This is a genomic window from Variovorax sp. HJSM1_2, assembly GCF_049316285.1.
GTDB lineage: Bacteria > Pseudomonadota > Gammaproteobacteria > Burkholderiales > Burkholderiaceae_C > Rhodoferax_B.
This window is the reverse complement of record NZ_JBMOXA010000013.1, coordinates 1-23,625: the sequence shown is the minus strand read 5'-3', so window position 1 is coordinate 23,625 and position 23,625 is coordinate 1. Positions and strand designations below refer to the sequence as shown.

Annotated in this window: 20 protein-coding genes; 12 read left to right on the top strand and 8 right to left on the bottom strand. The window is 63.3% G+C overall.

All coding sequences use genetic code 11. The features are described 5' to 3' along the window. Window positions 1–37: 37 nt before the first annotated feature. The 3 genes from ACFQ95_RS15665 to rplM form a co-directional block, all read right to left on the bottom strand. A complete protein-coding gene (locus ACFQ95_RS15665; RefSeq protein WP_422832454.1) occupies window positions 38–760 on the bottom strand; it encodes a hypothetical protein in 723 nt (240 codons plus the stop codon). Between the two features lie 200 nt (window positions 761–960). Beyond that, entirely contained in the window at window positions 961–1,353 is a 393-nt protein-coding gene (gene rpsI, locus ACFQ95_RS15660) for a 30S ribosomal protein S9 (protein ID WP_422832453.1), read from the bottom strand. A gap of 11 nt (window positions 1,354–1,364) precedes the next feature. Further along, window positions 1,365–1,796 carry a 50S ribosomal protein L13 gene (gene rplM, locus ACFQ95_RS15655; RefSeq protein ID WP_422832451.1) on the bottom strand — a complete coding sequence of 144 codons (432 nt, stop codon included), beginning with the start codon at window positions 1,794–1,796 and terminating at the stop codon, window positions 1,365–1,367. 217 nt (window positions 1,797–2,013) lie between these two features. On the opposite strand from rplM, the gene ACFQ95_RS15650 reads away from it, so the two are divergent. Further along, window positions 2,014–2,910: a 23S rRNA (adenine(2030)-N(6))-methyltransferase RlmJ gene (locus ACFQ95_RS15650; RefSeq protein ID WP_422832450.1), complete on the top strand. Its 897-nt coding sequence runs from the start codon at window positions 2,014–2,016 to the stop codon at window positions 2,908–2,910. Window positions 2,911–2,981: 71 nt separating this feature from the next. On the opposite strand, the gene ACFQ95_RS15645 is transcribed toward ACFQ95_RS15650, so the two are convergent. Further along, the gene (locus ACFQ95_RS15645) at window positions 2,982–3,797 is read right to left on the bottom strand and encodes an outer envelope protein (RefSeq protein ID WP_422832449.1); all 816 of its coding nucleotides are present in this window, start codon (window positions 3,795–3,797) and stop codon (window positions 2,982–2,984) included. 221 nt (window positions 3,798–4,018) lie between these two features. Between ACFQ95_RS15645 and ACFQ95_RS15640 the strand changes: the two genes are divergently transcribed. After that, the gene (locus tag ACFQ95_RS15640) at window positions 4,019–4,966 is read left to right on the top strand and encodes a DMT family transporter (protein WP_422832448.1); all 948 of its coding nucleotides are present in this window, start codon (window positions 4,019–4,021) and stop codon (window positions 4,964–4,966) included. A gap of 21 nt (window positions 4,967–4,987) precedes the next feature. Next, window positions 4,988–7,672, top strand: coding sequence for a GNAT family N-acetyltransferase (locus tag ACFQ95_RS15635; protein WP_422832447.1), 2,685 nt, complete (start codon window positions 4,988–4,990; stop codon window positions 7,670–7,672). Between the two features lie 80 nt (window positions 7,673–7,752). Here ACFQ95_RS15635 and ACFQ95_RS15630 read toward each other — a convergent pair whose 3' ends face one another. Both ACFQ95_RS15630 and ACFQ95_RS15625 read right to left on the bottom strand, forming a co-directional pair. Then, complete coding sequence (locus tag ACFQ95_RS15630; RefSeq protein ID WP_422832445.1) at window positions 7,753–9,243, bottom strand: sensor histidine kinase; 1,491 nt, start codon at window positions 9,241–9,243, stop codon at window positions 7,753–7,755. Next, the gene (locus tag ACFQ95_RS15625; protein ID WP_422832443.1) at window positions 9,240–9,953 is read right to left on the bottom strand and encodes a response regulator; all 714 of its coding nucleotides are present in this window, start codon (window positions 9,951–9,953) and stop codon (window positions 9,240–9,242) included. The genes ACFQ95_RS15630 and ACFQ95_RS15625 overlap by 4 nt, the downstream gene beginning before the upstream one ends. A gap of 103 nt (window positions 9,954–10,056) precedes the next feature. Here ACFQ95_RS15625 and ACFQ95_RS15620 point away from each other — a divergent pair, with 103 nt between their 5' ends. Next, window positions 10,057–10,731: an HAD family hydrolase gene (locus ACFQ95_RS15620; protein WP_422832441.1), complete on the top strand. Its 675-nt coding sequence runs from the start codon at window positions 10,057–10,059 to the stop codon at window positions 10,729–10,731. Here the strand turns inward: ACFQ95_RS15620 and ACFQ95_RS15615 are convergent. Continuing rightward, entirely contained in the window at window positions 10,728–11,708 is a 981-nt protein-coding gene (locus tag ACFQ95_RS15615) for an AraC family transcriptional regulator (protein ID WP_422832439.1), read from the bottom strand. The two genes, ACFQ95_RS15620 and ACFQ95_RS15615, sit on opposite strands and share 4 nt — an antisense overlap. A gap of 149 nt (window positions 11,709–11,857) precedes the next feature. Between ACFQ95_RS15615 and ACFQ95_RS15610 the strand changes: the two genes are divergently transcribed. Then, entirely contained in the window at window positions 11,858–13,570 is a 1,713-nt protein-coding gene (locus ACFQ95_RS15610) for an AMP-binding protein (protein ID WP_422832437.1), read from the top strand. A 15-nt stretch (window positions 13,571–13,585) separates the two neighbouring features. Here the strand turns inward: ACFQ95_RS15610 and ACFQ95_RS15605 are convergent, their stop codons facing one another. Next, a complete protein-coding gene (locus ACFQ95_RS15605; protein ID WP_422832435.1) occupies window positions 13,586–15,262 on the bottom strand; it encodes a Na+/H+ antiporter in 1,677 nt (558 codons plus the stop codon). 236 nt (window positions 15,263–15,498) lie between these two features. Between ACFQ95_RS15605 and ACFQ95_RS15600 the strand changes: the two genes are divergently transcribed. The 7 genes from ACFQ95_RS15600 (at window position 15,499) to ACFQ95_RS15570 (ending at window position 23,587) form a co-directional block, all read left to right on the top strand. Then, a complete protein-coding gene (locus ACFQ95_RS15600; protein ID WP_422832434.1) occupies window positions 15,499–17,121 on the top strand; it encodes a carboxyl transferase domain-containing protein in 1,623 nt (540 codons plus the stop codon). A gap of 27 nt (window positions 17,122–17,148) precedes the next feature. Beyond that, complete coding sequence (locus ACFQ95_RS15595; RefSeq protein ID WP_422832432.1) at window positions 17,149–18,048, top strand: alpha/beta hydrolase family protein; 900 nt, start codon at window positions 17,149–17,151, stop codon at window positions 18,046–18,048. After that, entirely contained in the window at window positions 18,045–18,830 is a 786-nt protein-coding gene (locus ACFQ95_RS15590) for an enoyl-CoA hydratase/isomerase family protein (protein WP_422832430.1), read from the top strand. Before ACFQ95_RS15595 ends, ACFQ95_RS15590 begins: the two co-directional genes overlap by 4 nt. Before the next feature lie 37 nt (window positions 18,831–18,867). Next, window positions 18,868–19,620, top strand: a complete 753-nt coding sequence (locus ACFQ95_RS15585; protein WP_422832428.1) for a DUF4126 domain-containing protein — start codon at window positions 18,868–18,870, stop codon at window positions 19,618–19,620. Further along, entirely contained in the window at window positions 19,621–21,636 is a 2,016-nt protein-coding gene (locus ACFQ95_RS15580) for an acetyl/propionyl/methylcrotonyl-CoA carboxylase subunit alpha (RefSeq protein ID WP_422832426.1), read from the top strand. A gap of 71 nt (window positions 21,637–21,707) precedes the next feature. After that, a complete protein-coding gene (locus ACFQ95_RS15575; RefSeq protein WP_422832424.1) occupies window positions 21,708–22,628 on the top strand; it encodes a 2-hydroxyacid dehydrogenase in 921 nt (306 codons plus the stop codon). A 50-nt stretch (window positions 22,629–22,678) separates the two neighbouring features. Continuing rightward, window positions 22,679–23,587, top strand: a complete 909-nt coding sequence (locus ACFQ95_RS15570; protein WP_422832422.1) for a hydroxymethylglutaryl-CoA lyase — start codon at window positions 22,679–22,681, stop codon at window positions 23,585–23,587. The last annotated feature ends 38 nt before the right edge of the window (window positions 23,588–23,625 follow it).

The window sequence follows — 23,625 nt, the reverse complement described above, 5'->3', positions numbered from 1 at the left end:
GACCTCAGTGAAAGATGAGTTGAGGGCCAATCAACATTTATTCAAGCTGTATGGCTTGCACGGCGCGGACCTGGCTACCCTCGAGCACACGGGCGGAAACGTTCTTCACCACGGCCTGGGCCGGCAAATCCGCCACACCTTCAACCCGCAGATACTGGCGCAGGTGCAAGGGCTGGCCACCCGCTGGTATGGCTTGGCTCCAGGGCAAGCCGTTCAGGGTACCGGTAAACGTCACCATCAACAAGCCCTTAAATTCCGGTGCGTTTTTGGTGGGCTGCAGCACCAGCACCTGCCAGCGCATCTGGCTGCCATCGAGCGCACCACCCAGCATTTCGGCTTGCAGGCCGCGGATCGCGATAGCGTCGCTGCCATTGGCGGGAATCAGCTTCTCGAAAAACAGCAAATCGTCACGCAACAATTGGTTGGCGGCTTCCAAGGCCTTGATTTGCGTCAGCAGGTGTTGACTGGCGGCCTTTTCAGCGGTCAGCAAACTCTGGGCGGTGTTCACCACCAACTCAGACTCGGCCTTTTCGGCGCGTAATTGCAAAACCTCATTTTGCAACCGCAAAAAAGACTCTTTGGAATAAGCCTCTAGCCCGGCGATGCGGCGGCCGAAATCAAACGCATACAGCGCAATCGCGCCACACAGGCCCAGCATCACCGCGGCCAGCATCCAACGTAGCGGCCAGGGCAAGGCACTGTGCACAGCCATGCGAGGAGCGGTGATCGTCAGGCGGCGACGCAGCAGTTTCAGGCGCATGGCTCGGTGATCCGTGATCGCGCCAAAAACAAAAAAGCCGCCGGAGAAAAATCTCGGGCGGCTTTTTGGCAAGCGGAAGACAGCACAACTGAGCTCCGGCGCAGGCCCCATCCATAAGAAGGGACTGCTGCAGACACCACAAGGCACAGGCCTCGCAACGTCTTCCGGTGTTCCATCGACTGTCCTCGCAGTCGCGAAGCTTAACGCTTCGAGAATTGCTTGCGGCGGCGAGCGGAGTGCAAGCCAACCTTTTTACGTTCCACTTCGCGAGCGTCACGGGTCACGAAACCAGCTTGGCTCAGCACGGGCTTGAGCGTTGCGTCGTAATCGATCAGGGCGCGGGTGATGCCGTGGCGGGTTGCGCCGGCCTGGCCGGATTCACCACCACCGTGCACGTTGACTTGAATGTCGAAGGTTTCGACATTGCCGGTCAGCACCAGGGGTTGCTTGGCAATCATGATCGAGGTTTCGCGGCCAAAGAAATTCTGGATGTCTTTGCCGTTGACCGTGATCTTGCCGGTACCTTTTTTGATGAACACGCGGGCGACGCTAGATTTGCGACGGCCGGTGCCATTGTTCCATTCACCAATCATCAGAATGCTCCTTAGATGTCCAACACTTTGGGTTGCTGGGCGGTGTGCGGATGTTCCGCACCGCCGTACACCTTGAGCTTCTTGATCATGGCGTAACCGAGCGGGCCCTTGGGCAGCATGCCCTTAACGGCCTTTTCCAGGGCGCGGCCTGGGTGCTTGGCTTGCATGTCACGGAAGTTGGTGGCAGTAATGCCGCCTGGGTAACCGGAGTGACGGTAGTAAATCTTGTCGAGCGGCTTGGCGCCGGTCACACGCAGTTGTGCTGCGTTGATGATGACGATGAAGTCACCGGTATCGACGTGAGGCGTGTAAATGGCCTTGTGTTTGCCGCGCAAACGGAGAGCAACTTCGCTGGCTACTCGTCCGAGGACCTTGTCGGTCGCGTCAATCACAAACCACTCGTGCACCACGTCAGCGGGTTTGGCGCTGAAGGTCTTGGTCATGAGTTTTCTCTTTAAAGAAAGTTGGTTTGGCCAACCTAAAGGGGTTGGCGTCCTGGTCTGCCCTTTTCCACGGTCGGTGTTTCTCTGAAGGAAACCTCTTAGGTGGGAGTTCAATTTCTGCCGCGGGGCGCACCAGTCGCTGCAGAACCCAGCATTATAGGGGGTTTGTCTCCGCGGCGCTAGCCCGCCGGCGGCCGAACCGTTACCATACCCGGCTATGTTCAGCTACCGCCACGCCTTTCATGCGGGTAACCACGCCGATGTGCTCAAACACACGGTGGTCATCGCCGCCCTCAAACACCTGACCCAAAAGGACACCGCCCTCGCCGTGGTCGACACCCACTCCGGCGCCGGCCTGTACCGCTTGGACGGTGACTACGCCGAAACCAGCGGCGAGGCGGCCAACGGTGTGGCGCGCCTGCAAGCACCTGCAGAAGCCGGGGCCGAGCCCCTGGCGCCCGCGCTGCAAGACTATCTGGACATGATCGCCAGCTTCAACAACAAGGGCAGCCACAAGGTCTACCCAGGTTCGCCGTTCATCATGCAGCGCCTGATACGCGAGCAGGATCGGCTCAAGCTGTTTGAATTGCACCCGACAGATGCCAAAACCCTGGCCGCCAACATCGCCCAGCTCGACGCTGGCCGACAGATCGCCGTGTTTCGCGAAGACGGTTTTGAAGGTTCGCGCAAATTCCTGCCGCCACCCAGCCGCCGGGGTTTCCTGCTGTGCGATCCCAGCTATGAAATGAAGAGCGATTACGAGCGTGTGCTGACCATGGTGGGCGAACACATGAAGCGCTTTGCCACCGGCACCTACGCCGTCTGGTACCCGATCATTCCGCGCCCCGAAGCACACGATCTGCCACGCCGCCTGAAAACCATGGCCACCAAGGCCGGCAAAAGCTGGCTGCACGCCACGCTGACGGTCAAGTCCAGCAAGATCATCACCAACACCGATGGCGAGACCATTCGCCCCGGCCTGCCCGCCAGCGGCATGTTCCTGATCAACCCGCCGCACACGCTGAAGGCTCAATTGGATGCCGCGCTGAAACAGTTGGTGGTGCGCCTGGCGCAAGACAAAAACGCCACCTCGACACTCGAATCCGGCGGCTGATCCTTCAGCGCCGCAAAAACAAAACCCGGCTGTCACCAGCCGGTTTTTTTTGTGCCTGTGCCTAGGCCGCCTTAGAAGTGGAAGTCGGCGCGGATCATAGGCGTCTTGGCCTCGGAACCCGGCACCGTGTGTGGGTTGCCGAACTTGTTGCGCCAGTATTGGTAGCCCACGCCGACACGCACGGCGTTTTTGCCCAGACCCGTAGCGCTGCCCACGTCGTACCACAGGGCCGCATCGATGTTGGTTTCAGGCGAGGTTGGGCCGCCGAACTCGTTCTTGCCCTTGGAGGCGATGTAGTTCATATAGCCTTCGAACGAGAAACCGGCACCAACCGGAATACCCCACACCGCGTTCAGCATGGGGTGCAGGTCGTAGGTGTAACGTTCGGTGATGGACTTGGGCTTGTTGCTTTCGTCCAGCAACAGGGCGCTGATGTTCAGGAAGCCGGGCACGTCGACCATCATCGTCGGGCCAATCACCAGCATGCGCTTCTTCGAGGCGTAGTTGGGGTCGTTCTTGGTGTTCAGGTCGAAGCCGGCGGTCAAACCCCAGCCACGCACCGGGCCCATGGCCAGGCTCTTGCCCGCCACCTTGCCGAAATCCAGCGTATAGCGGTAGACCAGATAGGCTTCCTGGGCATTGCTGTCGTTGCCGTCGGACATCAGGAAGTCAACGTTGAAGAAATTGCTGCCGTATTTGTTGCCGCTGACATGTGTCAGGTTCAGGATGTTCTTGGCAATGTCTTTGCTGTTGTAGGGCTCGGCAAATTTGCTGCCGTAGCGGTAGCCCATGGAGGTATCACTCCACTCTGCGGCCTGGGCTTGCTGCATACCGGAAACCGTAGCAAGCAAAGCCAGCAGACCGGCACCAAACATCTTGTTCTTCATGGGGAAAACCTTTCATTGTTGAGTTAACAAAATGTCACAATGCAAGCCCCATGCCATCCCTATTCATGTGGATATAGATGGTTATTTTCTGCAACCATCTCACCACCGGCAATTCGCACCAAAGCCGGGCGCAGAAACTTGTGGCGTCAAGCACAAGATCACAATGCGCCTCAAAATTGTGCGCAAAGTGCTCCTCGCTTCGTCTACCAATTGCCTCACCCATGCCCACCCATACGCGCCACCGCTTCGCCCTCATGCTGCTGTTCATCACACCGGCCTTCTGGTCTGTGAACTACCTGGTGGCGCGCAGCGCGCCCGGTGTGATCGAGCCACACCTGCTGGCGCTGTTGCGTTGGCTGATGGCCGGGCTGATCCTGGCCGCCGCAGGCTGGCGCGAGCTGAAGGCGCACCAGCAGCACATACGCGCCGAATGGCTGCGCTACCTGGTGCTAGGTGCCCTGGGCATGTGGATTTGCGGGGCCTGGGTCTACATCGGCGGGCGCACCACCACGGCCGTCAACATTGCCCTGATCTACACCTTGTCGCCGGTATTCATCGTGCTGTTTTCGGCGCTGTGGCTGAAAGAGGCCGTCAACGGCCGGCAGGCACTGGGCGTGGCCTTGGCACTGGGTGGCGTGTTGCATGTGATCCTGGCGGGCCAGTGGGCGGCATTGGCCAGCGTGCAATTTGTGCCCGGTGACGCCTGGATCTTCGCGGCCGCGATTGCCTGGAGCGCCTACGCCTTGCTGCTGCGCCGCTGGACCAGCCCTATCAGCGCCGGCGCGCGCCTGGCCATCATCAGCCTCAGCGGCGTGCTGGTGCTGCTGCCCTTCACCATCTGGGAGATTTGGGGGGCGACGCAGCACACCGCGCCCGTGCTCACGGCAAAAGGCCTGGGTCTGGCGCTGGCCGCCGCCATCTTCCCCGGCTGCCTGGCCTACTGGGCGTATTCCATCATCCAACGCGACCTGGGTGCCGCGCGCGCCAGCATGGTCCAGTACCTGGGGCCGCTGTATGCCGCCGGCATGGGCTGGGCGGTGCTGGGCGAAAGCCTCAAAATGCACCACGCCGTGGGGCTTGTTTTGGTCCTGAGCGGCATCTACCTGGTCACACAATTGACCAGTCCCACCAGCCGCCCCGTGACCGCAAGGCCATCCGCCCGCACCTGATAGCAGTCAACACCGACGCCCATGGACAAACATTTTCTCGCCCCGCTGTTCACACCCCAGGCCATCGTGGTCCTGGGCGGCAAGCCCGATGCGCCGGGCACACCCATGGCGCAAACCCTGGCGACATCACTGCGTGCGCAACGCTACAACGGCACGCTGAGTTTCATCGACACCCACACCAGCGGCACCTTGGCCGACCTGGCGCAGGTCAAGGCCGACCTGGCCATCATCGCCCTGCCCGCCAACGAACTGGCAGCCGCGCTGGAACTGGCGGGCCGCATCAACTGCGGCGCGGCCATGGTGTTGTGCGAAGCTGTGGCGCCGCGTCTGGCGACGGAGCTGCAGCGCATCGCCAAGCGCGACAACATCCACCTGCTGGGCCCCAACGGCCTGGGCTTTCAACGCCCGTCGCTGCAGCTCAATGCCAGCGCGGCCGGGCCTTTGGCCGCCGCAGGTCCGATTGGGCTGGTGTCGCAGTCGGGCGCGCTCACCGCGTCCATCCTCGATTGGGCGCACCAGCACGGCGTGGGTTTCTCTACCGTGGTGTCGCTGGGCCAGCAGCCTTCGGTCGACATGGCACAGGTGTTGGACTTTCTGGCGTCTGACCCACAAACCCAGAGCATCGTGGTCTATCTGGAAGGCATCAGCCACGCGCGCCGCTTCATGAGTGCGCTGCGTGCCGCCGCCAGCGCCAAGCCGGTGGTGGTGCTTAAAGCCGGCCGGCGCTCCGCCGGCAACCGTGCCGCCCTCACCCACTCGGGTGCCATTGTGGGCAGCGACGATGTGTTTGACGCCGCACTGCGCCGCGCCGGTGCCGTGCGCGTCGATTCGTTCGTGCAACTGTTCTCCGCCGCCAAATGCCTGGCCTCGCGCTACCGCCCGGTGGGGCCGCGCCTGGCGCTGATCACCAACGGCGGTGGCCCCGGCGTGCTGGCCGCCGACTGGATCACCGAGATCGGCCTGCAGCTAGGCTGCCTCACACCCGCGCAGATCACCGAGCTGCGCAGCCACGTGCCGCCGCATGCGGCGCTGGATGATTTGATCGACTTGTCGGAAGACGCCAACGCCAGCCACTTCGAACAGGCGCTGCAGGCCGCCGCCCAAGCGCCCAACATCGATGGCGTGCTGGTGGTCTATTCACCAAAGTACCACCCCAACCAGCCGCCCCGCGCCAACGCCATTGCCGAGGTGCTGGGCACGGCGCAGCGCAGCCTGGGCAAACCCTTGCTGGCATGCTGGATGGGCGAAGCCTCGGTGGCCGAAGCGCGGCGCACACTCAGCAGCGCCGGCATTCCGAACTTCCGCACGCCAGAAGCGGCCGTGGGTGCGTTTGGCAACATCGCCTCGTTCTACCAGAACCAGTTGCTGCTGCAGCAAACCCCGCCGCCGCTCTCCAGCCTGGCCAAGCCCGACGTGGAAGGCGCACGCCTGTTGATCGACGGGGTATTGGCCGAGCGGCGCAAGGTGTTGACCGAAATGGAATCGAAGGCGCTGCTCGCCGCCTTTCACATCCCGGTCACGCGCACCATACTCGCGCGCAGTGCCAACGAGGCCATGCTGATCGCCAGCCAGTTGGGTTACCCGGTGGCGCTGAAGATAGACTCGCCCGACATCAGCCACAAGTCGGACGTGCAAGGCGTGGCACTGAACATCCTGAACGCCAGCGCCGTGCGCGACACCTTCACCGAGATGATGCAGAACGTGCGCCATGCCCGGCCCGAGGCGCAGATCAACGGCATCACCATACAGAACATGTCGAACCAGCAGCGCGGGCGCGAGGTCTACATCGGCCTGGTGACGGACGACCCGTTCGGCCCCGTGATCGCGTTCGGCGCCGGCGGCACCATGATAGAGCTGATGAACGACCGCGCCATGGAGCTGCCGCCGCTGAACCAATACCTCGCGCAACGCCTGATCGCGCGCGCGCGCGTGGCCGAAACCCTGGGCGAATGGCGCGGTGCGCCGGCGGTGCACATGGACGCGCTGGAGCAGGTGCTGCTGCGGGTATCGGAAATGGTCTGTGAACTGCCGCAACTGCGCGAGATGGACATCAACCCGTTGATCGTCGACGCCTCGGGCGCACTGGTGGTCGACGCGCGCATCGTGGTGGATGACACACCGCCCTCGGCACGCAACTACCACCACCTGGCCATCCTGCCCTACCCTTCGCAGCATGAGCAAGTATGGCCGCTGCGTGGTGGCGGCGAATGCACGGTGCGCCCGGTGCACCCCAACGACGCCAGCATGCTGCAGCAGTTTGTGCGCGACCTCTCCCCCGAAAGCCGCTACTTCCGCTTTGTATCGTCCATGCACGAGCTGCCACCGGGCCTGCTGGCACGCTTCACACTGATCGACTACGACCGCGAGATGGCCTTGGTGGCGGTGGTGCGCGAGCAGCAGACCGATGCCGAGGGCGCCCTGGTCGAGACCACACGCATCGTTGGTGTGGCGCGCTACATCACCAACCCGGACCGCACCAGTTGCGAGTTCTCCCTGGCCGTGGCCGACGGCCACAGTGGCCGGGGCCTGGGTACGCGGCTGATGTTGTCCATCATCGAGTTTGCGCGCGAAAAAGGCTTGCAGGAAATGGTCGGGCTGGTGCTCACACAAAACCCGAACATGCTCAAGCTGATAAAGAACCTGGGGTTCACGGTGAAGGCATATGCCGACGATCCAGACTTCAAGCTGGTCACCTACACGCTTTGAGATTCAAAGCAAAATCAGCTGGCGACGCGCTTTAAACAAGCGCGGACAGCTATCCAGAACACAGCGCTCTAGCGGCAGCGTTAGGCCGCCAACGGCAACAGCAAACGCACACGCAAGCCCTGGGGCTGGACCAAATGCACCTCGGCACGGCCGCCATGGCGCTGGGCAATGCTTTGCACAATCGCCAGGCCCAGGCCGCAGCCGCCCGGCGCTTCGCTGGCGCGCCAAAACCGCTCGAACACCCGCGCCAGATCAGCCTGTGCCAGGCCTGGTCCGTTGTCTTCCACTTCTATACACGCCTGTTGTGGCCGGGCCGGATCCACGCTCACACGCAAGGTCACGGTGCTATGGGCGCCGGCGTATTGCAAAGCGTTGTCGATCAGATTGCTCAGCGCCTCGCGCAGCAGCAGCTTCTCGCCCAGCAAGCTCAGATGCTCCAGCCCCTCGTAGCCCAGGTCGACGCTGTGCTGCAGTGCGCGTGGGGTCCAGTCGCGGGCCACTTCGCGGGCCAGGGCGGCAGCGTCAAACGGCGTCGGCTGGATATCGGCCTCGGTGCGCGCCAGCGACAGCAATTGGTGCACCAGATGTGCGCTGCGCAAGGCACCGGCGTGCACCTTGCGCAGCCGCTCCTGCTGGGCTTGCGCATCGGTTTCGCGCAGCGCCAGCTCGGTTTGGCTGATGAGACCGGCCAGCGGCGTGCGCAGTTGGTGGGCGGCGTCGTTCAGAAAGCGTCTTTCCTGTTGCACGCTGCGTTGCACGGCATCCAGCAACTCGTTCACGGCCGTGGCCAGGGAATGCACTTCCAGCGGCGCTTGTGTCAAGGCAATCGGCGGCAGTTCGCTGAGGTTGCGCCCGGTGCGCGCGCCCACGGAATCCTCCAGCCGCTGCAGCGGCCGCAGCCCGCGCGTGATGCCGGCGGTGATCAGTGCGCCCAGCACAATGCCCAGCAACAACAAGGGCAGCAGCATGTCCGCCACCAGTTCGCGCGCGATGCGGTGCTGCACCGTCATGCCTTTGGCGATTTGCACACGCAGGCGTTGCGGGGCGTTGGCCTCGCCGTAATTCACCTCGAGCAAGGCCACACGCACGGGTTTGCCGTCCAGCTCGGAGTTGTAGAGCAAAGGCTCGCCCGGGACCGGCGTGAACTGCAGCGGCGGCGGCGGCAGGTTTTGGTTGCCCAGCACAAACTGCCCCGGGGGCGACGACACCATGTAGCTCAGTTTGTCCTTGGGGTCCTGCTCCAGCACATCTTGCGCCGCGCGCGGAAAGTCCACCAGCAGCCCCGAGCCCAGCGGCTTGACCTGCCGCGCCAGGGCTTGCAGCGATTCGGTGAGCGAGCGGTCTATGGTGCTTTCGGCGTAGCTCAGCGCGATGCGGTAGGCCAGCACGCCGCCCACCAGCCACAACAACACCTGCGGCAGCAACAGCCACAACAGCAGCACCCGCTTGAGCGAACGGCCCGGCGCGCTGGTCGGCGGCACGGATGCACCGTAGACCGGCGCCTGTATGGAGAAGTTTTGCGGCGCGGCGAGCGAAGACGCAGGCTCAGCCTCCGCAGCTCGGCCACTCATGACGGGCCTTGTTCCAGCAGATAGCCCAGGCCGCGTACGTTGCGTATGTTCAGATTCGAGTCACCAAGCTTGCGCCGCAAGCGGTGCACATACACCTCCAGCGCGTTCGAGGCCAAGGCAGCCCCGCTGCTGGGCGTGTCGGCCGGGGCGGATTGCCAGGCGGCCAGCACATCTTCGCGGCTCACCACCTGGCCGGAGTTGGCCACCAGCAAGCCCAGCAGCACCCATTCGCGCGGCGTCAGCTCCAGTGCTTCGTCGCCCAGCCAGGCGCGCGGCAGGGTGGCGTCGACGCGCAGGCTGCGCGCGCCCTGCTCGGTGATTTCCAACGAACCGCCAAACGCTGGCAGCCGCGCACGGCGCAGCATGGCTTGCAGGCGGGCCTGCAGTTCGGCCATGTCGAAGGGTTTTGTGAGGTAGTCGTCGGCGCCGGCGTTCAGGCCTTCCACACGGTCCTGCACACCATCACGCGCCGTCAGGATCAGCACCGGCAACGCGGCGAGGCGGCGGCGAATCCAGCACAGCAAGGTGATGCCGTCGATCAGCGGCAAGCCCAGATCAAGGATGACCGCGTCAAAACGCGTGGTCTCCAGCAGGCCTTGCGCCAGGGCGCCGTTGACGGCGGTGGAAACGGTGTAGCCAGCGTGCACCAATTGCGCGGCCAGGGCGTCGCGCAGCAGTTCGTCGTCTTCGGCAATCAGGAGGTGGGCCATGGTGCAAGCATAGCGCGCCTAGGACACGCCACACTCCGTAAAAGCACGTGTAGCACCCGGCAAACCAGGGGTTGGTACCATCCAAGCCAAAGGAAACTGTGATATGAAATTTGCCGGTGTTTTGTTTGATTGTGATGGTGTGCTGGTCGATTCGGAACCCATCACCAACGGTGTGCTGCGCGACATGCTCGAAGAACAGGGCTGGGTGTTGTCGGTCGAGGAATGTATGGCGGTTTTTGTGGGCAAGGCGGTGATGGACGAAGCCCACACCATTGCCGCCAACACCGGCAAACCCGTCACACCCGAATGGATGGCCGAGTTCCGTGCGCGCCGCAACCAGGGGCTGGAAGAACGCCTGCTGGCCGTGCCTTACGTGGTGCCGGCCATCGCGCAAATCCACCAGGCGTTTGATGGGCGCATCGCCTGCGCCTCCGGGGCTGACCGCTTCAAGGTGGAACTGCAGCTGGAGAAGGTTGGCCTGATGCCCTACTTCAGCGGCCGCATCTTCAGTGGCCACGAAATGCCGCGCTCCAAACCCGCACCCGATGTCTACCTGGCGGCCGCCGCCGCGTTGGGTGTGGACGCCAAACGCTGCGCCGTGGTGGAAGACACCGTGACCGGCGCCGCCGCCGGCCTGGCCGCAGGTGCCACGGTGTTTGGTTATTGCCCCAGCAGCGTGGGCCACAGCGGCGTGCAGGCCATGCGCGAGCTGGGGGTGGCGCAGGTGTTCACCGACATGCGGGAACTGCCGGAGTTGCTCGCCGCCCAGGCCCATTAAGCGGCTTCGACGGACTTGCGAAATGCGCCTGGCGGCTGGCCGGTCCAGGCGTGGAAAGCCCGCGCAAAACTCTTTTCGTTCTGAAAACCCACCGCCAGCGCCACTTTCTTCAGCGGCATGGCGCTTTGGCGCAGCAGCACGGTGGCGTGTGCCAACCGGGCTTCGTTCTTCAGCGCCAAAAGCGTCGTGCCCTCGGCCAACAACTGGCGGTGCAGCGTGCGCACCGAGATATTGAGCTGGTGCGCCAAGGCTTCGGCGGCGCTTGTGCTGTCTTGCCTTAGCAGCGTGCGCACCTGGGCCGCCAGTTGCCGGGTGCGGCGGTAAGGGCGCACGGTGAGCGACACCGCTCGGCGCAGCATCGCCCGCGTGGCGGCTTCGTCGCGCACCAGCGGCAACGCCAGGTGGTCGCTGGCGAAGCTGAAGCCCGCCGCAGAGGTATTGAAATGGATGTGTGCGCCGGGAAACAGCAGCGGGTAGACCTCGGCATGCGCCGGCGCCGTGAAGGGGAAACTCGCCTCCTGCAGCAAGATACGTGTATCGACCGCCCAGCACGCAAAACCGTGCACGCTGCGCAGCAGGGTCACCAGGCAGAACTCGGGCAGCGGCTTGGCTGAGGTGTGGTGGATCTGCAGATGGGCCACACCGTCGGCAAGGTGCAACTGCAGCATCACGTCGTCGACCAGCAGATGTAAATGCCGACACCAGCGCTGCAAGGCCACACCCAGGTTGGGCGCGCTCAGGCTGGCGCGGCACAGCAGGCCGTAGCTGCCCCACGGCAGGGGCCGGCTGAACCAGGCCAGCGCTTCGTCGTCCAACTCCTGCATGGCGCTGGCCGATAGCAGTTCAAATTGTGCAGCGGTGACCCGGCTGGCAGGGTTGGCAAGCATCTTTGGCGTAATTTGTGCCGCCTCCAGCACCCGCTGCGGGCTTTTTCCATAGGCCACATACGCTTGTAATACGCCATGAACGAATGCCATTGGCGTGGCGGCAGTGCGCGATGGACGGGGAGTAGTGGTTTTGTTGGATGGCATGATTTGCAACCATTTTGGCGTGAAATGCGCTGCCGTGTGGTTTAAGGTTAGGTTAAACAGCACACTCAATCAGAGGTGTGAGAGGAGACAGCTTCATGACCCCGCAAGTCCTGAGCCGCAGCTACGACCGCGGCACCACCGATGTGCCCCTGATGGAACAAACCATAGGCGACTTTTTCGACGCCATGGCAGCACTTCATCCAGCCCGCGAGGCCTTGGTGTGTGTGCACCAGGGCCTGCGTTACACCTATGCCCAATTACGCAACGCAGCCGACCAGCTGGCCAGCGCCCTGCTCGCCAGTGGTTTGGCGCATGGCGACCGCGTGGGCATCTGGTCGCACAACAACGCCGAATGGGTGTTGCTGCAATTGGCCACGGCCAAGGTCGGGCTGGTGCTGGTCAACATCAACCCGGCCTACCGCACGTCCGAGCTGGAATACGCGCTGAACAAGGTCGGCTGCAAAACGCTGGTGACGATGGCGCGTTTCAAGACCAGCGACTACCTGGGCATGTTGCGCGAGTTGGCCCCCGAGTTGGCTGGAGCAAACCCCGGCGCCCTGCAATCAAAGCGCCTGCCCGCGCTGCGCCAGGTGGTGTGGATAGACAGTCCGGCCGACATGCAACACCAGCCCGGCATGCAACGTTTCTCGGCCCTGATGTCCCAGGGCCGCGTGGGCGACCCAGCGGTTGCGACAGCACAGCGCCAATGCCGGGCCACCGACCCGATCAACGTGCAGTTCACCAGCGGCACCACCGGCTTTCCCAAGGGCGCCACGCTAACACACCGCAACATACTGAACAACGGCTTCTTCATAGGCGAATGCATGAAGCTCACACCGGCCGACCGGCTGTGTATTCCGGTGCCGCTGTACCACTGCTTCGGCATGGTGCTGGGCAACCTGGCCTGCCTGACGCATGGCGCGACCATCGTCTACCCTAACGATGGCTTTGACCCGCTGACCGTGCTGCAGACCGTGCAGGACGAAAAGTGCACCGGCCTGCACGGCGTGCCCACCATGTTCATTGCCGAACTGGACCACCCGCGCTTCAAGGAGTTTGATCTGTCGACGCTGCGCACCGGCATCATGGCCGGATCGCCATGCCCCACCGAGGTCATGAAACGCGTGGTGAGCGACATGCATTTGTCCGAGATCACCATCGCCTACGGCATGACGGAAACCAGCCCGGTCAGTTGCCAGAGCTCGACCACCACGCCGCTGGCGCGCCGCGTCTCCACCGTGGGCACGGTGCAGCCGCATCTGGAGGTGCAGATCATCGATCCGGCCACCGGCGAGATCACCGCGCCGGGCGTGTCGGGCGAGTTGTGCACGCGTGGTTATTCGGTGATGCACGGCTACTGGGGCGACCCGGCCAAAACCGCCGAGGCGATTGATGCCGAAGGCTGGATGCACACCGGCGACCTGGCGACCATGGATGCGGAGGGCTACGTCAACATCGTCGGCCGCATCAAGGACCTGGTCATCCGTGGCGGTGAAAACGTCTACCCGCGCGAGATCGAAGAGTTTTTGTACCGCCACCCGCAGATCCAGGACGTGCAGGTGGTCGGTGTGCCGGATGCCAAATACGGCGAAGAGTTGTGCGCCTGGATCATTGTGCGGCCCGGCCAAACACTTTCAGAAGACCAGGTGCGCGACTTCTGCAAGGGACAGATCGCCCACTACAAGGTGCCGCGTTACGTGCGTTTTGTGAGCGCCTTCCCTATGACCATCACCGGCAAGATCCAGAAGTTCCGCATCCGCGAGCAGATGCAGGACGAGCTGGGCTTGAGCGCCGCCCAAACGGCTTGACGCGGCTCCCGCATGTCACAGCCCGCCGTTTTGCGAATGTGTGCCTTGCAGGTGTTTGCGTACCGACACCTCGGCCAGGTCCACCTCTTGCACCAGTTCACGCAAACTGTGGTCGTTGATGCGGTGCACACGGCGCAGACGGTACAACTCGGCGCGCTCGGCTTGCAGGCAACGCAGGCGCAAAGCCATCTCCAGCCGGTGCTCGCGCTGCATTTCAGCGGCGCTGGTGGCCTCGGGTGTGTGGGCTTCGATGCGGCGGTGGTATTCCAAAGCGATACGCGTGGCGACCTCGGCGTACTCCACATCGTCGTGCAGGCTGGCCCGGGGCCATGTGGTCTCGCTGGCATCCATGGATTCCATGGTTTCGACCGCGGCTTGTGCCGCCAGCACCCGCGCCTCACGCATCTCGCGCTGGCGTGGCGCGTCGGCCTCGTCGGGCTGGTGGCGCAGCAACAAGGGCAGGCCCACCACGGCCACCAGCAAGGTCAGCACAATGCTGCCGCTGGCCATGAAGACCAACAACTCGCGGCCGGGAAACGGGCTGCCATTGGCCAGCACATGCGGGATAGACAAAGCACCCGCCAGTGTGATGGCACCGCGAATGCCCGCCAGAGTGGCCACAGCCACCAGGCGCGGCGTGGGTTGGCTGACCTGGCGCCCACGCCGCCGCGCCGTGTGCATGGAACGCCGCACCGCCACACTCATCCACAACCAGCGCAAGCCCAGCAGCACCAGGGTCACGGCCACCACCTTGCCCAACAAAGACCAGGCACCGCCTGGATGGTCTTGCAGGCCATCACCGATGATGGCGGGCAACTGCAAGCCCAGAAGCAGGAAGATCATGCCGTTGAAAGTCGACTCAATGATGTTCCACGCGCTTTGCTGCTGCATGCGTTCGGCCACATGTTCGCTGCGCTCAAGGTCGGCAAAATTGATGGTGATGCCGCAGGCCACGGCCGCCAGGATGCCCGAGACACCCAGGCGCTCGGCCAGCGTGTAGGTGGCAAATGGCAGCAGCAGCAACAACACCACGATGTGCAGAATGGCGTCTTCGGGCAGCCGGCGCGTGACCACCTGGCGCAGCCGCACAAACAGCCAGGCCAGGGCGGCCCCCACCGCCACGCCGCCGAGCGCCATCCACACCAGGTCCATGCCAGCCGCGCGCAGCGAGAACACGCCGGTGAGCGTGGCCACGACGGCAAACTTCAAGGCCACCAGGCCCGAGGCATCGTTGAACAACGACTCACCCTCCAGAATGTGCTGCAGCTCGGCCGGCAGGTGCAGACGCCGGGTGATGGCCGAAACTGCCACGGCGTCGGTAGGCGACAACACTGCGCCCAAGGCAAAGGCGACCGAAAGCGGCATGCCTGGTATCAGCCAATGCACAAAGTAGCCCACCCCCAACACGGTGACCAGCACCAGTCCGAACGACAGCGTGAGTATGGGACGGCGCAGCCGGTACAACTCGCGCTTGGGAATGCGCCAGCCGTCGGCAAACAGCAGCGGCGGAATGAACAGCAGCAGAAACACCTCCGGGTCCAGCTTGACGTGCAGCCCATGGTGCGGCAAGGTCACGATCGCGCCCAACGCAATCTGCAGCAGCGGCAAAGGTGCGGCGGGCAGCCATTGCGCAACCAGGCCCGACAGGGCACCGAGCATCAACAGCAACGAGACCAGTTCAACGGTGGACATGGATTTAAAACACGGGCAGTGGCAAAAGCTGGGGCTTGTTTTATAGCGCGCCGGCTGGTCGGCAGGGATGTTGGCCACGCTAAAGATACACAAACACTTTGTAAATTAGCCCCTAGAATTGACGTTTACGTAAACGTCAACTCCACAACACCGATGGCCTGTGGATACACCACGCTGAAACCGTCGTCAAATCCGCATTCGCGCCACCGGGCGTCATAAAGAGAAAAGGAAGTCGCATGCCTGCACTGGAGACAAAACTCAACCCGCGCTCGGCCGAGTTCCAGGCCAACGCCGCCGCCATGGCGTCTCTGGTGGAAGACTTGCGCGCCAAGACCGCGCAGGCTGCGTTAGGCGGCGGTGATGCGGCGCGCGCCAAACACACGGCACGCGGCAAACTGTTGCCGCGTGAACGTGTGCAAATGCTGCTCGACCCGGGCACACCTTTCCTCGAACTCTCGCCCCTGGCCGCACTTGGCATGTATCCCGACCGTGACGGCAGCGACAGCGCGCCCTGCGCAGGTGTCATCACCGGCATAGGCCGCGTGGCTGGCATGGACTGTGTGATCGTCTGCAACGATGCCACGGTGAAAGGCGGCACCTATTACCCGCTCACGGTGAAAAAGCATTTGCGTGCGCAGGAAGTGGCGCAGCAAAACCGCCTGCCGTGTATCTACCTGGTCGACTCGGGCGGCGCCAACCTGCCCAACCAGGACGACGTGTTTCCCGACCGTGACCACTTCGGCCGCATCTTCTTCAACCAGGCGAACATGAGTGCGCTGGGCATTGCGCAGATCGCCGTGGTCATGGGCAGTTGCACGGCAGGCGGCGCCTACGTGCCGGCGATGAGCGACGAGTCCATCATCGTCAAGAACCAGGGCACGATCTTTTTGGGCGGCCCGCCGCTGGTGAAGGCTGCCACGGGCGAAGTGGTCAGCGCCGAAGACCTGGGCGGCGGCGACGTGCACACACGCCTGTCCGGCGTGGCCGACCAACTCGCGCAGGACGACATGCATGCATTGGCGCTGGCCCGCGCCTCGGTGGCCAACCTGAACAAAACCAAGGTGCACGAGCAGGCGCTGACAACCGCCGTGGCGCCGAAGTTCGATGCCCAAGAACTGTATGGCGTGATCCCCACCGACACGCGCAAACCCTTTGACGTGCGCGAGATCATCGCGCGCATTGTGGACGGCAGTGTGTTCGACGAATTCAAGGCGCGCTACGGCACCACGCTGGTCACCGGCTTTGCGCGTATTGAAGGCATGCCGGTGGGCATCATCGCCAACAACGGCATTCTGTTTTCCGAGTCGGCCTTGAAGGCCACACACTTCATCGAGCTCTGCTGCCAGCGCAAGATTCCCTTGGTGTTTTTGCAGAACATCACCGGCTTCATGGTGGGCCGCAAATATGAAAACGAAGGCATTGCGCGCAACGGCGCCAAGATGGTGACCGCCGTGGCCACCGCCAACGTGCCCAAGTTCACCGTCATCATCGGCGGCAGCTTTGGCGCCGGCAACTACGGCATGTGTGGCCGCGCCTACTCGCCGCGTTTCTTGTGGATGTGGCCGAACGCACGCATCTCCGTCATGGGCGGTGAGCAGGCGGCCGGTGTGCTGGCCACGGTGAAGCGTGACGGCATTGAGGGCAAAGGCGGCAGCTGGAGCGCTGCGGAAGAAGAGGCTTTCAAAGCCCCGATCCGCCAGCAATACGAAGAACAAGGCCACCCGTATTACGCCACCGCCCGCCTGTGGGACGACGGTGTAATAGACCCAGCCGATACACGCCGTGTGCTGGCGCTGGGCTTGAGCGCGTCATTGAACGCGCCTATTCCCGAAGCGAAGTTTGGTTTGTTCCGGATGTGACGGCTGGATCAAGCTGAAGCCGCGTACATGAAGATCCACGTAGTGCATCTGATGCTGGGTTCCCTGATGTTGTGGGGGATGGGCCAGGCCCATGCCGCCTTGCGGGAAGAGCAGCTTGACGTGCCTGTGCGGGTGCAGAACATGTACGGAAAAGAGGTCGCACAGAACATCAAGGTGACGGTTTTTTCAGACGACGCGCAGCCCAGACCCATGCCTGTTCTGGTCTTGAACCATGGCCGTGCGGTCGAGGCTGAAGGGCGTGCCAAGCTGGGACGTGCACGTTTCGTCAGCGCTGCCCAGTATTTTGTGCGGCGCGGCTTTATCGTCGCCGTGCCCACACGTGTGGGTTATGGCGTGAGTGGCGGCGAAGATGTAGAAGACTCCGGACCTTGTGGCCGAAAAAATTACCCACCGGGGTTTGCCGCAGCGGCGGATCAGATCCTGACCGTGCTGGCCAGCGTGCAGCAGCGGCCGGATGTGGACCCGGAACATGCCGTGGTGGTGGGGCAATCCTTTGGCGGCACATCGGCTGTGGCGATTGCTGCGAAGAATCCTCGGAGCGTGGTGGCCAGCATCAACTTTGCCGGCGGTGGTGGTGGCAACCCCAAGACCAGGCCGGGGCAGCCCTGTGCTGCACAGCAGCTGGGATCCATGTTTCGCAACTTCGGCGAAACCGCCCGGGTGCCGATGTTGTGGATCTACACCGAGAACGATCAGTTCTTTGGCGCGAGCTTGCCCAAGGAATGGTTTGATGCCTATTTAGGTGCGGGAGCCAAGGCCGATTTCGTGCAGTTCCCGCCCCATGGAGAGGATGGCCATCAGTTGTTCAGCCGATTTCCCGAGGTTTGGCAACCCAAGGTTGGCGCGTTTCTGGACCAACTCGGCTTCAAACCAGTCCCCACCCTAGCAATACAGCACAACAAATGACTTCAGCCCTCACCCTCACCCACAGCGGCACCGTGGCCACCGTCACGCTGAACCGCCCAGACATCCGCAACGCCTTCAACGACGAGGTGATTGCCGAGCTCACACAAGTCTTCACCACACTAGGCCAACGCGAAGACGTGCGCTGCATCGTGCTCGCAGCCGTTGGCACGGCCTTTTGCGCCGGCGCCGACCTGAACTGGATGCGCCGCATGGCCGACTACAGCCGCGCGCAAAACCTGGCGGATGCGGGTGCGCTGGCCGAGATGCTGCGCGTCATCGCCGAGTGCCCCAAGCCCACCATCGCGCGGGTGCAGGGCGATGTCTACGCCGGTGGCCTGGGCCTGGTGGCCGCGTGCGACATGGCGGTGGCGGTGGACAGCGCAGGCTTTTGCTTGAGCGAGGTGCGCATTGGCTTGATCCCCGCGACGATCAGCCCCTACGTGGTGCGCGCTATGGGGGCACGTGCGGCGCAGCGTTACTTCTTGACGGCCGAGCGCTTCGACGCCGCCGTGGCCCTGCGCCTGGGCCTGGTGCACGAAGTGGTGGCGGCTGATGCGCTGGATGCCAAGGTGGCCGAACTCGCCAAGGCGGTGTGCAACGCCAGCCCGGCAGCCGAGGCGGCGTGTAAACAATTGCTGCGTGATGTGACGGGTAGAGAGATTGATGCAGCGCTGATTGCACAGACGGTAGAGGGCATTGCCGACATCCGCGCCAGTGCCGAGGGCCGTGAGGGTGTGCAGGCATTCCTGCAAAAGCGCAAGCCGGACTGGCTAAACCCCTGAACCCACAGCTGCCAACGCGCCCCCAACCTCGATGCCCATGGAACAACTCTGGACCCACATCATTGAATGGCTGCACGGCCTAGGCCTGCACCTCGATGGCGACAGCGCACGCCAAGTGACGCAGGGCGCGGGTGCCTTGGCCGATGCGGTCGGCAGCGGTGTGGCGCAGGCCACCTCCGGCCTGGACATGCCAGGCCTGCTGGCGCTGGCCGCTGCTTTGGGTTGGGCGAGTGGTTTCAGGCTGTATGCGGTGGTGTTTCTGGTGGGCTTGATGGGCGCTGCTGGTGGGCTGCCCTTGCCACCCGGTCTGCACATTTTGCAAAGCCCTGTGGTGCTGACCGTCAGCGGTGTGATGCTGTTTGTGGAGTTTTTTGCCGACAAGATTCCATGGCTTGACAGTGTCTGGGACACGATTCACACCGTCATCCGTATTCCTGCCGGCGCCTTGTTGGCCGCCGGTGTGTTTGGTGCCGATAACGCGGCCATGGCTGTGGCTGCGGGCCTGTTGGGCGGCTCACTCTCGGCCACCGCGCTGGCCACCAAGATGACCACACGCGCGGCGGCCAACACCTCGCCCGAGCCGTTCTCCAACTGGTTGCTGTCGTTCTTTGAAGACGGCTTGGTGGTGGCTGTGGTGTGGCTCGCCACGCAACACCCGTTGGCGTTTGGCGTGGCGCTGGTCATCGTGTTGGTGTTGTCGCTGCTGCTGCTGATGGTGTTGATCAAGTTCTTGCGCATGGTGCTGCGCGGTGTGTCGTCCTTTTTTCATGGCTCTGTGAAGGTAGCTTAGATGTTTAAAAAAATCCTGATCGCAAACCGCGGTGAGATCGCCTGCCGAGTGGCAGCGACCGCGCGACGTATGGGTGTGAAAACCGTGGCGGTGTTCTCTGACGCTGATGCCAACGCCAAACACGTGGCGGCTTGTGATGAAGCCGTGGCCATCGGTGGTAGCGCCCCGAAAGACAGCTATCTGCGTTGGGAGCGCATCATCGAAGCCGCGCGCGCCACGGGCGCCGAAGCCATACACCCGGGCTACGGCTTCCTGTCCGAGAACGAAGACTTTGCCAATGCCTGCGCGGCGGCGGGCCTGGTGTTCATTGGCCCACCAGCGTCCGCCATCTTGGCGATGGGCCTGAAGGCCGAGTCCAAACAACTGATGGAAAAGGCCGGTGTGCCCCTGGTGCCCGGTTACCACGGTGCCGACCAGGACCCGGCGCTGCTGCAGCGCGAGGCCGACCGCATGGGTTACCCCGTGCTCATCAAGGCCAGTGCCGGTGGTGGCGGCAAAGGCATGCGTGCGGTCGACAAGGCAGAAGACTTTGCGGCGGCGCTGGCCTCGTGCAAACGCGAAGCCATCAACAGCTTTGGCGACGACGCGGTGTTGGTCGAGAAGTACGTACAACGCCCGCGCCACATCGAGATCCAGGTGTTTGGCGACACCCACGGCAACGTTGTCTATCTGTTCGAGCGTGATTGCTCGGTGCAGCGGCGCCACCAAAAGGTGCTGGAAGAAGCGCCCGCGCCCGGCATGACCCCGGCCATGCGCCAACAAATGGGCGAAGCTGCCGTGGCCGCCGCACGCGCGGTCCACTACGTGGGCGCCGGTACGGTCGAATTCATCGTTGAACAAAAGCCCAATGGCGAGATGCAGTTCTTCTTCATGGAGATGAACACGCGCCTGCAGGTGGAACACCCGGTGACCGAAGCCATCACCGGGCTCGACCTGGTGGAGTGGCAACTGCGCGTGGCCTCGGGCCAGAAGCTGCCGCTGGCGCAAAACGAGCTGCGCATACACGGCCACGCCATAGAGGCGCGCATCTGCGCCGAGAACCCCGACAACCAATTCCTGCCCGCCACCGGCACCTTGGCGGTGTACCGCAAGCCTGCCTGCGCCAGCTTCGAGCGCGCCCCGGTGCGTGTCGACGACGGTGTGCGCGAGGGTGACGCCATCAGCCCGTTTTACGACTCCATGGTGGCCAAGCTCATCGTCCACGGCAACACCCGTGAAGAGGCGCTGGCGCGGCTGGACGCCGCTTTGGCGCAAACCCATATCGTGGGCCTGGCGACCAATGTGCAGTTCCTGCGCCACGTGTTGCGCAGCGAATCGTTTGCCAAGGCCAACCTCGACACCGCGCTTATCCCGCGTGAAGAGGCGGTGTTGTTCCACCAGGAGCGTGTGGGCTTGAGCCTGGCCGCTGCGGCGGCTGTGGCACACACACTGCTGAACGAAGAGGCCGCTGCCGCCAGCCAAGCCGCTGGCTGGCGTGACCCCTGGAGCCAACGCGACGGCTGGCGCAACGCCGGTTTCAACACACGCCGCTTCGCATTCGAATTCCATGGCCGGGCCGTGGCCGCCGAGCTGGGTTATCTGCACGATGGCGCCTACCATTTGCGTGTGGACGAGTTTGCCGGCCCGCTGCAATTCAAGAAGAACCCACAAGGCGGCGTGGTGCTCGACTACTTGGATGGCCACCACACGCTGCAGGTCGACCGCCTGGGCGACACACTCCACGTCTTCGCGCCGCACGGTGCCACGCAGATCGAGCTGATCGATCTGCTGGCCCACGCCGGTGAAACACACGGTGAAGGCGGCCGCCTCACCGCCCCCATGCCGGGCAAGATGGTGTCGTTTGCGGTGCAGGCGGGCGACACGGTCAAAAAAGGCCAGCCGCTGGCGGTGATGGAGGCGATGAAGATGGAGCACACCATTGCCGCCCCCGCCGATGGTGTGGTGGCGGAGTTGCTGTTCGCCCCAGGTGACCAGGTGCCAGAAGGCGCGGAGTTGCTGAAAATTCAAAATACATAGCGTGCCCCGCAGCGCCGCAGGGCTTTAGCGGTGGTTTAGACTTGAATTTTCAGAACACCAGAAAGTAGTGCATGCGCATCGTCTTCAGTTGTACCGGAACCAAGGCCGAACCCTGGCTGCGAAGCCTGCGCATGGCCTTGCCAGACGCCCAGATCGAGGAATGGGCCCCTGGCGCACCACAGGCGGACTACGCCGTGGTATGGGCGCCGCCGCAAACCTTGCTGGACGAACAGCCCAAGCTGAAAGCCATGTTCAACATCGGCGCCGGTGTGGATGCGCTCATGCGTTTGCGTTTGCCAGCCGACCTGCCCATCGTCAGGCTGGACGACGCGGGCATGTCGGTGCAAATGGCCGAATACGTGTGCCACGCCGTTATCCGCCACTACCGCGAGTTGGATGTGTGTGAAGTGGACGAAGCGCGCCAGCGCTGGAGCTACCACCCACCGCGTCTGCGTTCGGATTTCTCGGTGGGCATCATGGGCCTGGGTGTGCTGGGTGAACGTGTGGCCAAGGCCGTGGCCGCGTTTGAGTTTCCGGTCAACGGCTGGAGTCGCAGCCCAAAGAGCATCGACGGTGTGCGTTGCTTCCACGGCCAAGACCAGTTCCATGATTTTTTGGCGGCCACGCGTATCCTGGTGTGCCTGGTGCCGCTGACGCCCGACACCGTGGGTGTGCTCAACCGCGACAGCCTGGGCCGTTTGAAGCCCGGCGGCTACGTCATCAACGTGGCACGCGGCGCGCATGTGGTCGATGAAGACCTGATCGCCCTGGTCGACAGCGGCCATCTGGCGGGCGCCACGCTGGACGTGTTCCACACCGAGCCGCTGCCGCCCGAGCATCCGTATTGGCAACACCCGAAGATCACCGTCACCCCGCACACCTCGGCGCGCACCGAGCGCGAACTCAGCATTGGCCAGATCGTGCAGAAGATCCAGGCGCTGGAGCGCGGCGAAAAGATCGCCGGCGTGGTGGATCTCGGCAAGGGCTATTAGATCGTCAACACGTTCTTGGGCGCACGCCCAAGACACTCAAAGGATTTGAAATGGCACTCCCCACCCGCGTCAAACTGGTCGACGTAGGCCCGCGCGACGGTCTGCAGAACGAAAAACAACTGGTGCCGGCTACGGTCAAGATCGAGCTGGTGCACCGCCTGCAGGCCGCTGGGCTGAAGGAGATCGAGGTCACCAGCTTCGTCTCGCCCAAGTGGGTGCCGCAAATGGCCGACAACCTGGAAGTGATGGCCGGCATCCAGCGCCAAAGCGGTGTGCGTTACTCGGTGCTGACACCCAACCTCAAGGGCTTTGAAGCCGCCGTGGCCGCCCGGCCCGATGAGATCGTGGTGTTTGCCGCCGCCAGCGAAGCCTTCAGCCAGAAGAACATCAATTGCTCGATTGCCGAGAGCATTGAGCGTTTTGCGCCCGTGGTCGAGGCCGCGCGTGCGGCCGGCATTTTTGTGCGCGGCGCCATGAGCTGCTCTGTGGGCTGCCCCTACGAGGGCGACATCGCGCCCGAACGTGTGGCCTACCTGGCGGGGCTGATGAAGGGCATTGGTGTGCAACACGTGGGTGTGGCCGACACCATTGGTGTGGGCACACCGCGCAAGGTGCAACGCGCCATGGAAGCCACGCTGCAGCATTACGCGCTGGACGAGGTTTCCGGCCACTTCCACGACACCTATGGCCAGGCCCTGGCCAACACCCTGGCCACGCTGGAGATGGGTGTTTGGCAATACGACACCTCGGTGTCCGGCCTGGGCGGCTGCCCGTTTGCCAAGGGCGCGACCGGCAACGTCGCCACAGAAGACGTGGTCTACCTGCTGCACGGCATGGACATCGACACCGGCATAGACCTGCAAAAGCTGATCGATGCCGGCCAGTACATCAGCGAACACTTGGGGCGAAAATCAAGCTCCCGCGCCGCCACAGCTTTGCTGAACAAGCGCACGTCGTAGAACCTGTTCACGCTCTTGAATTTTTGAAGGCCTGATGA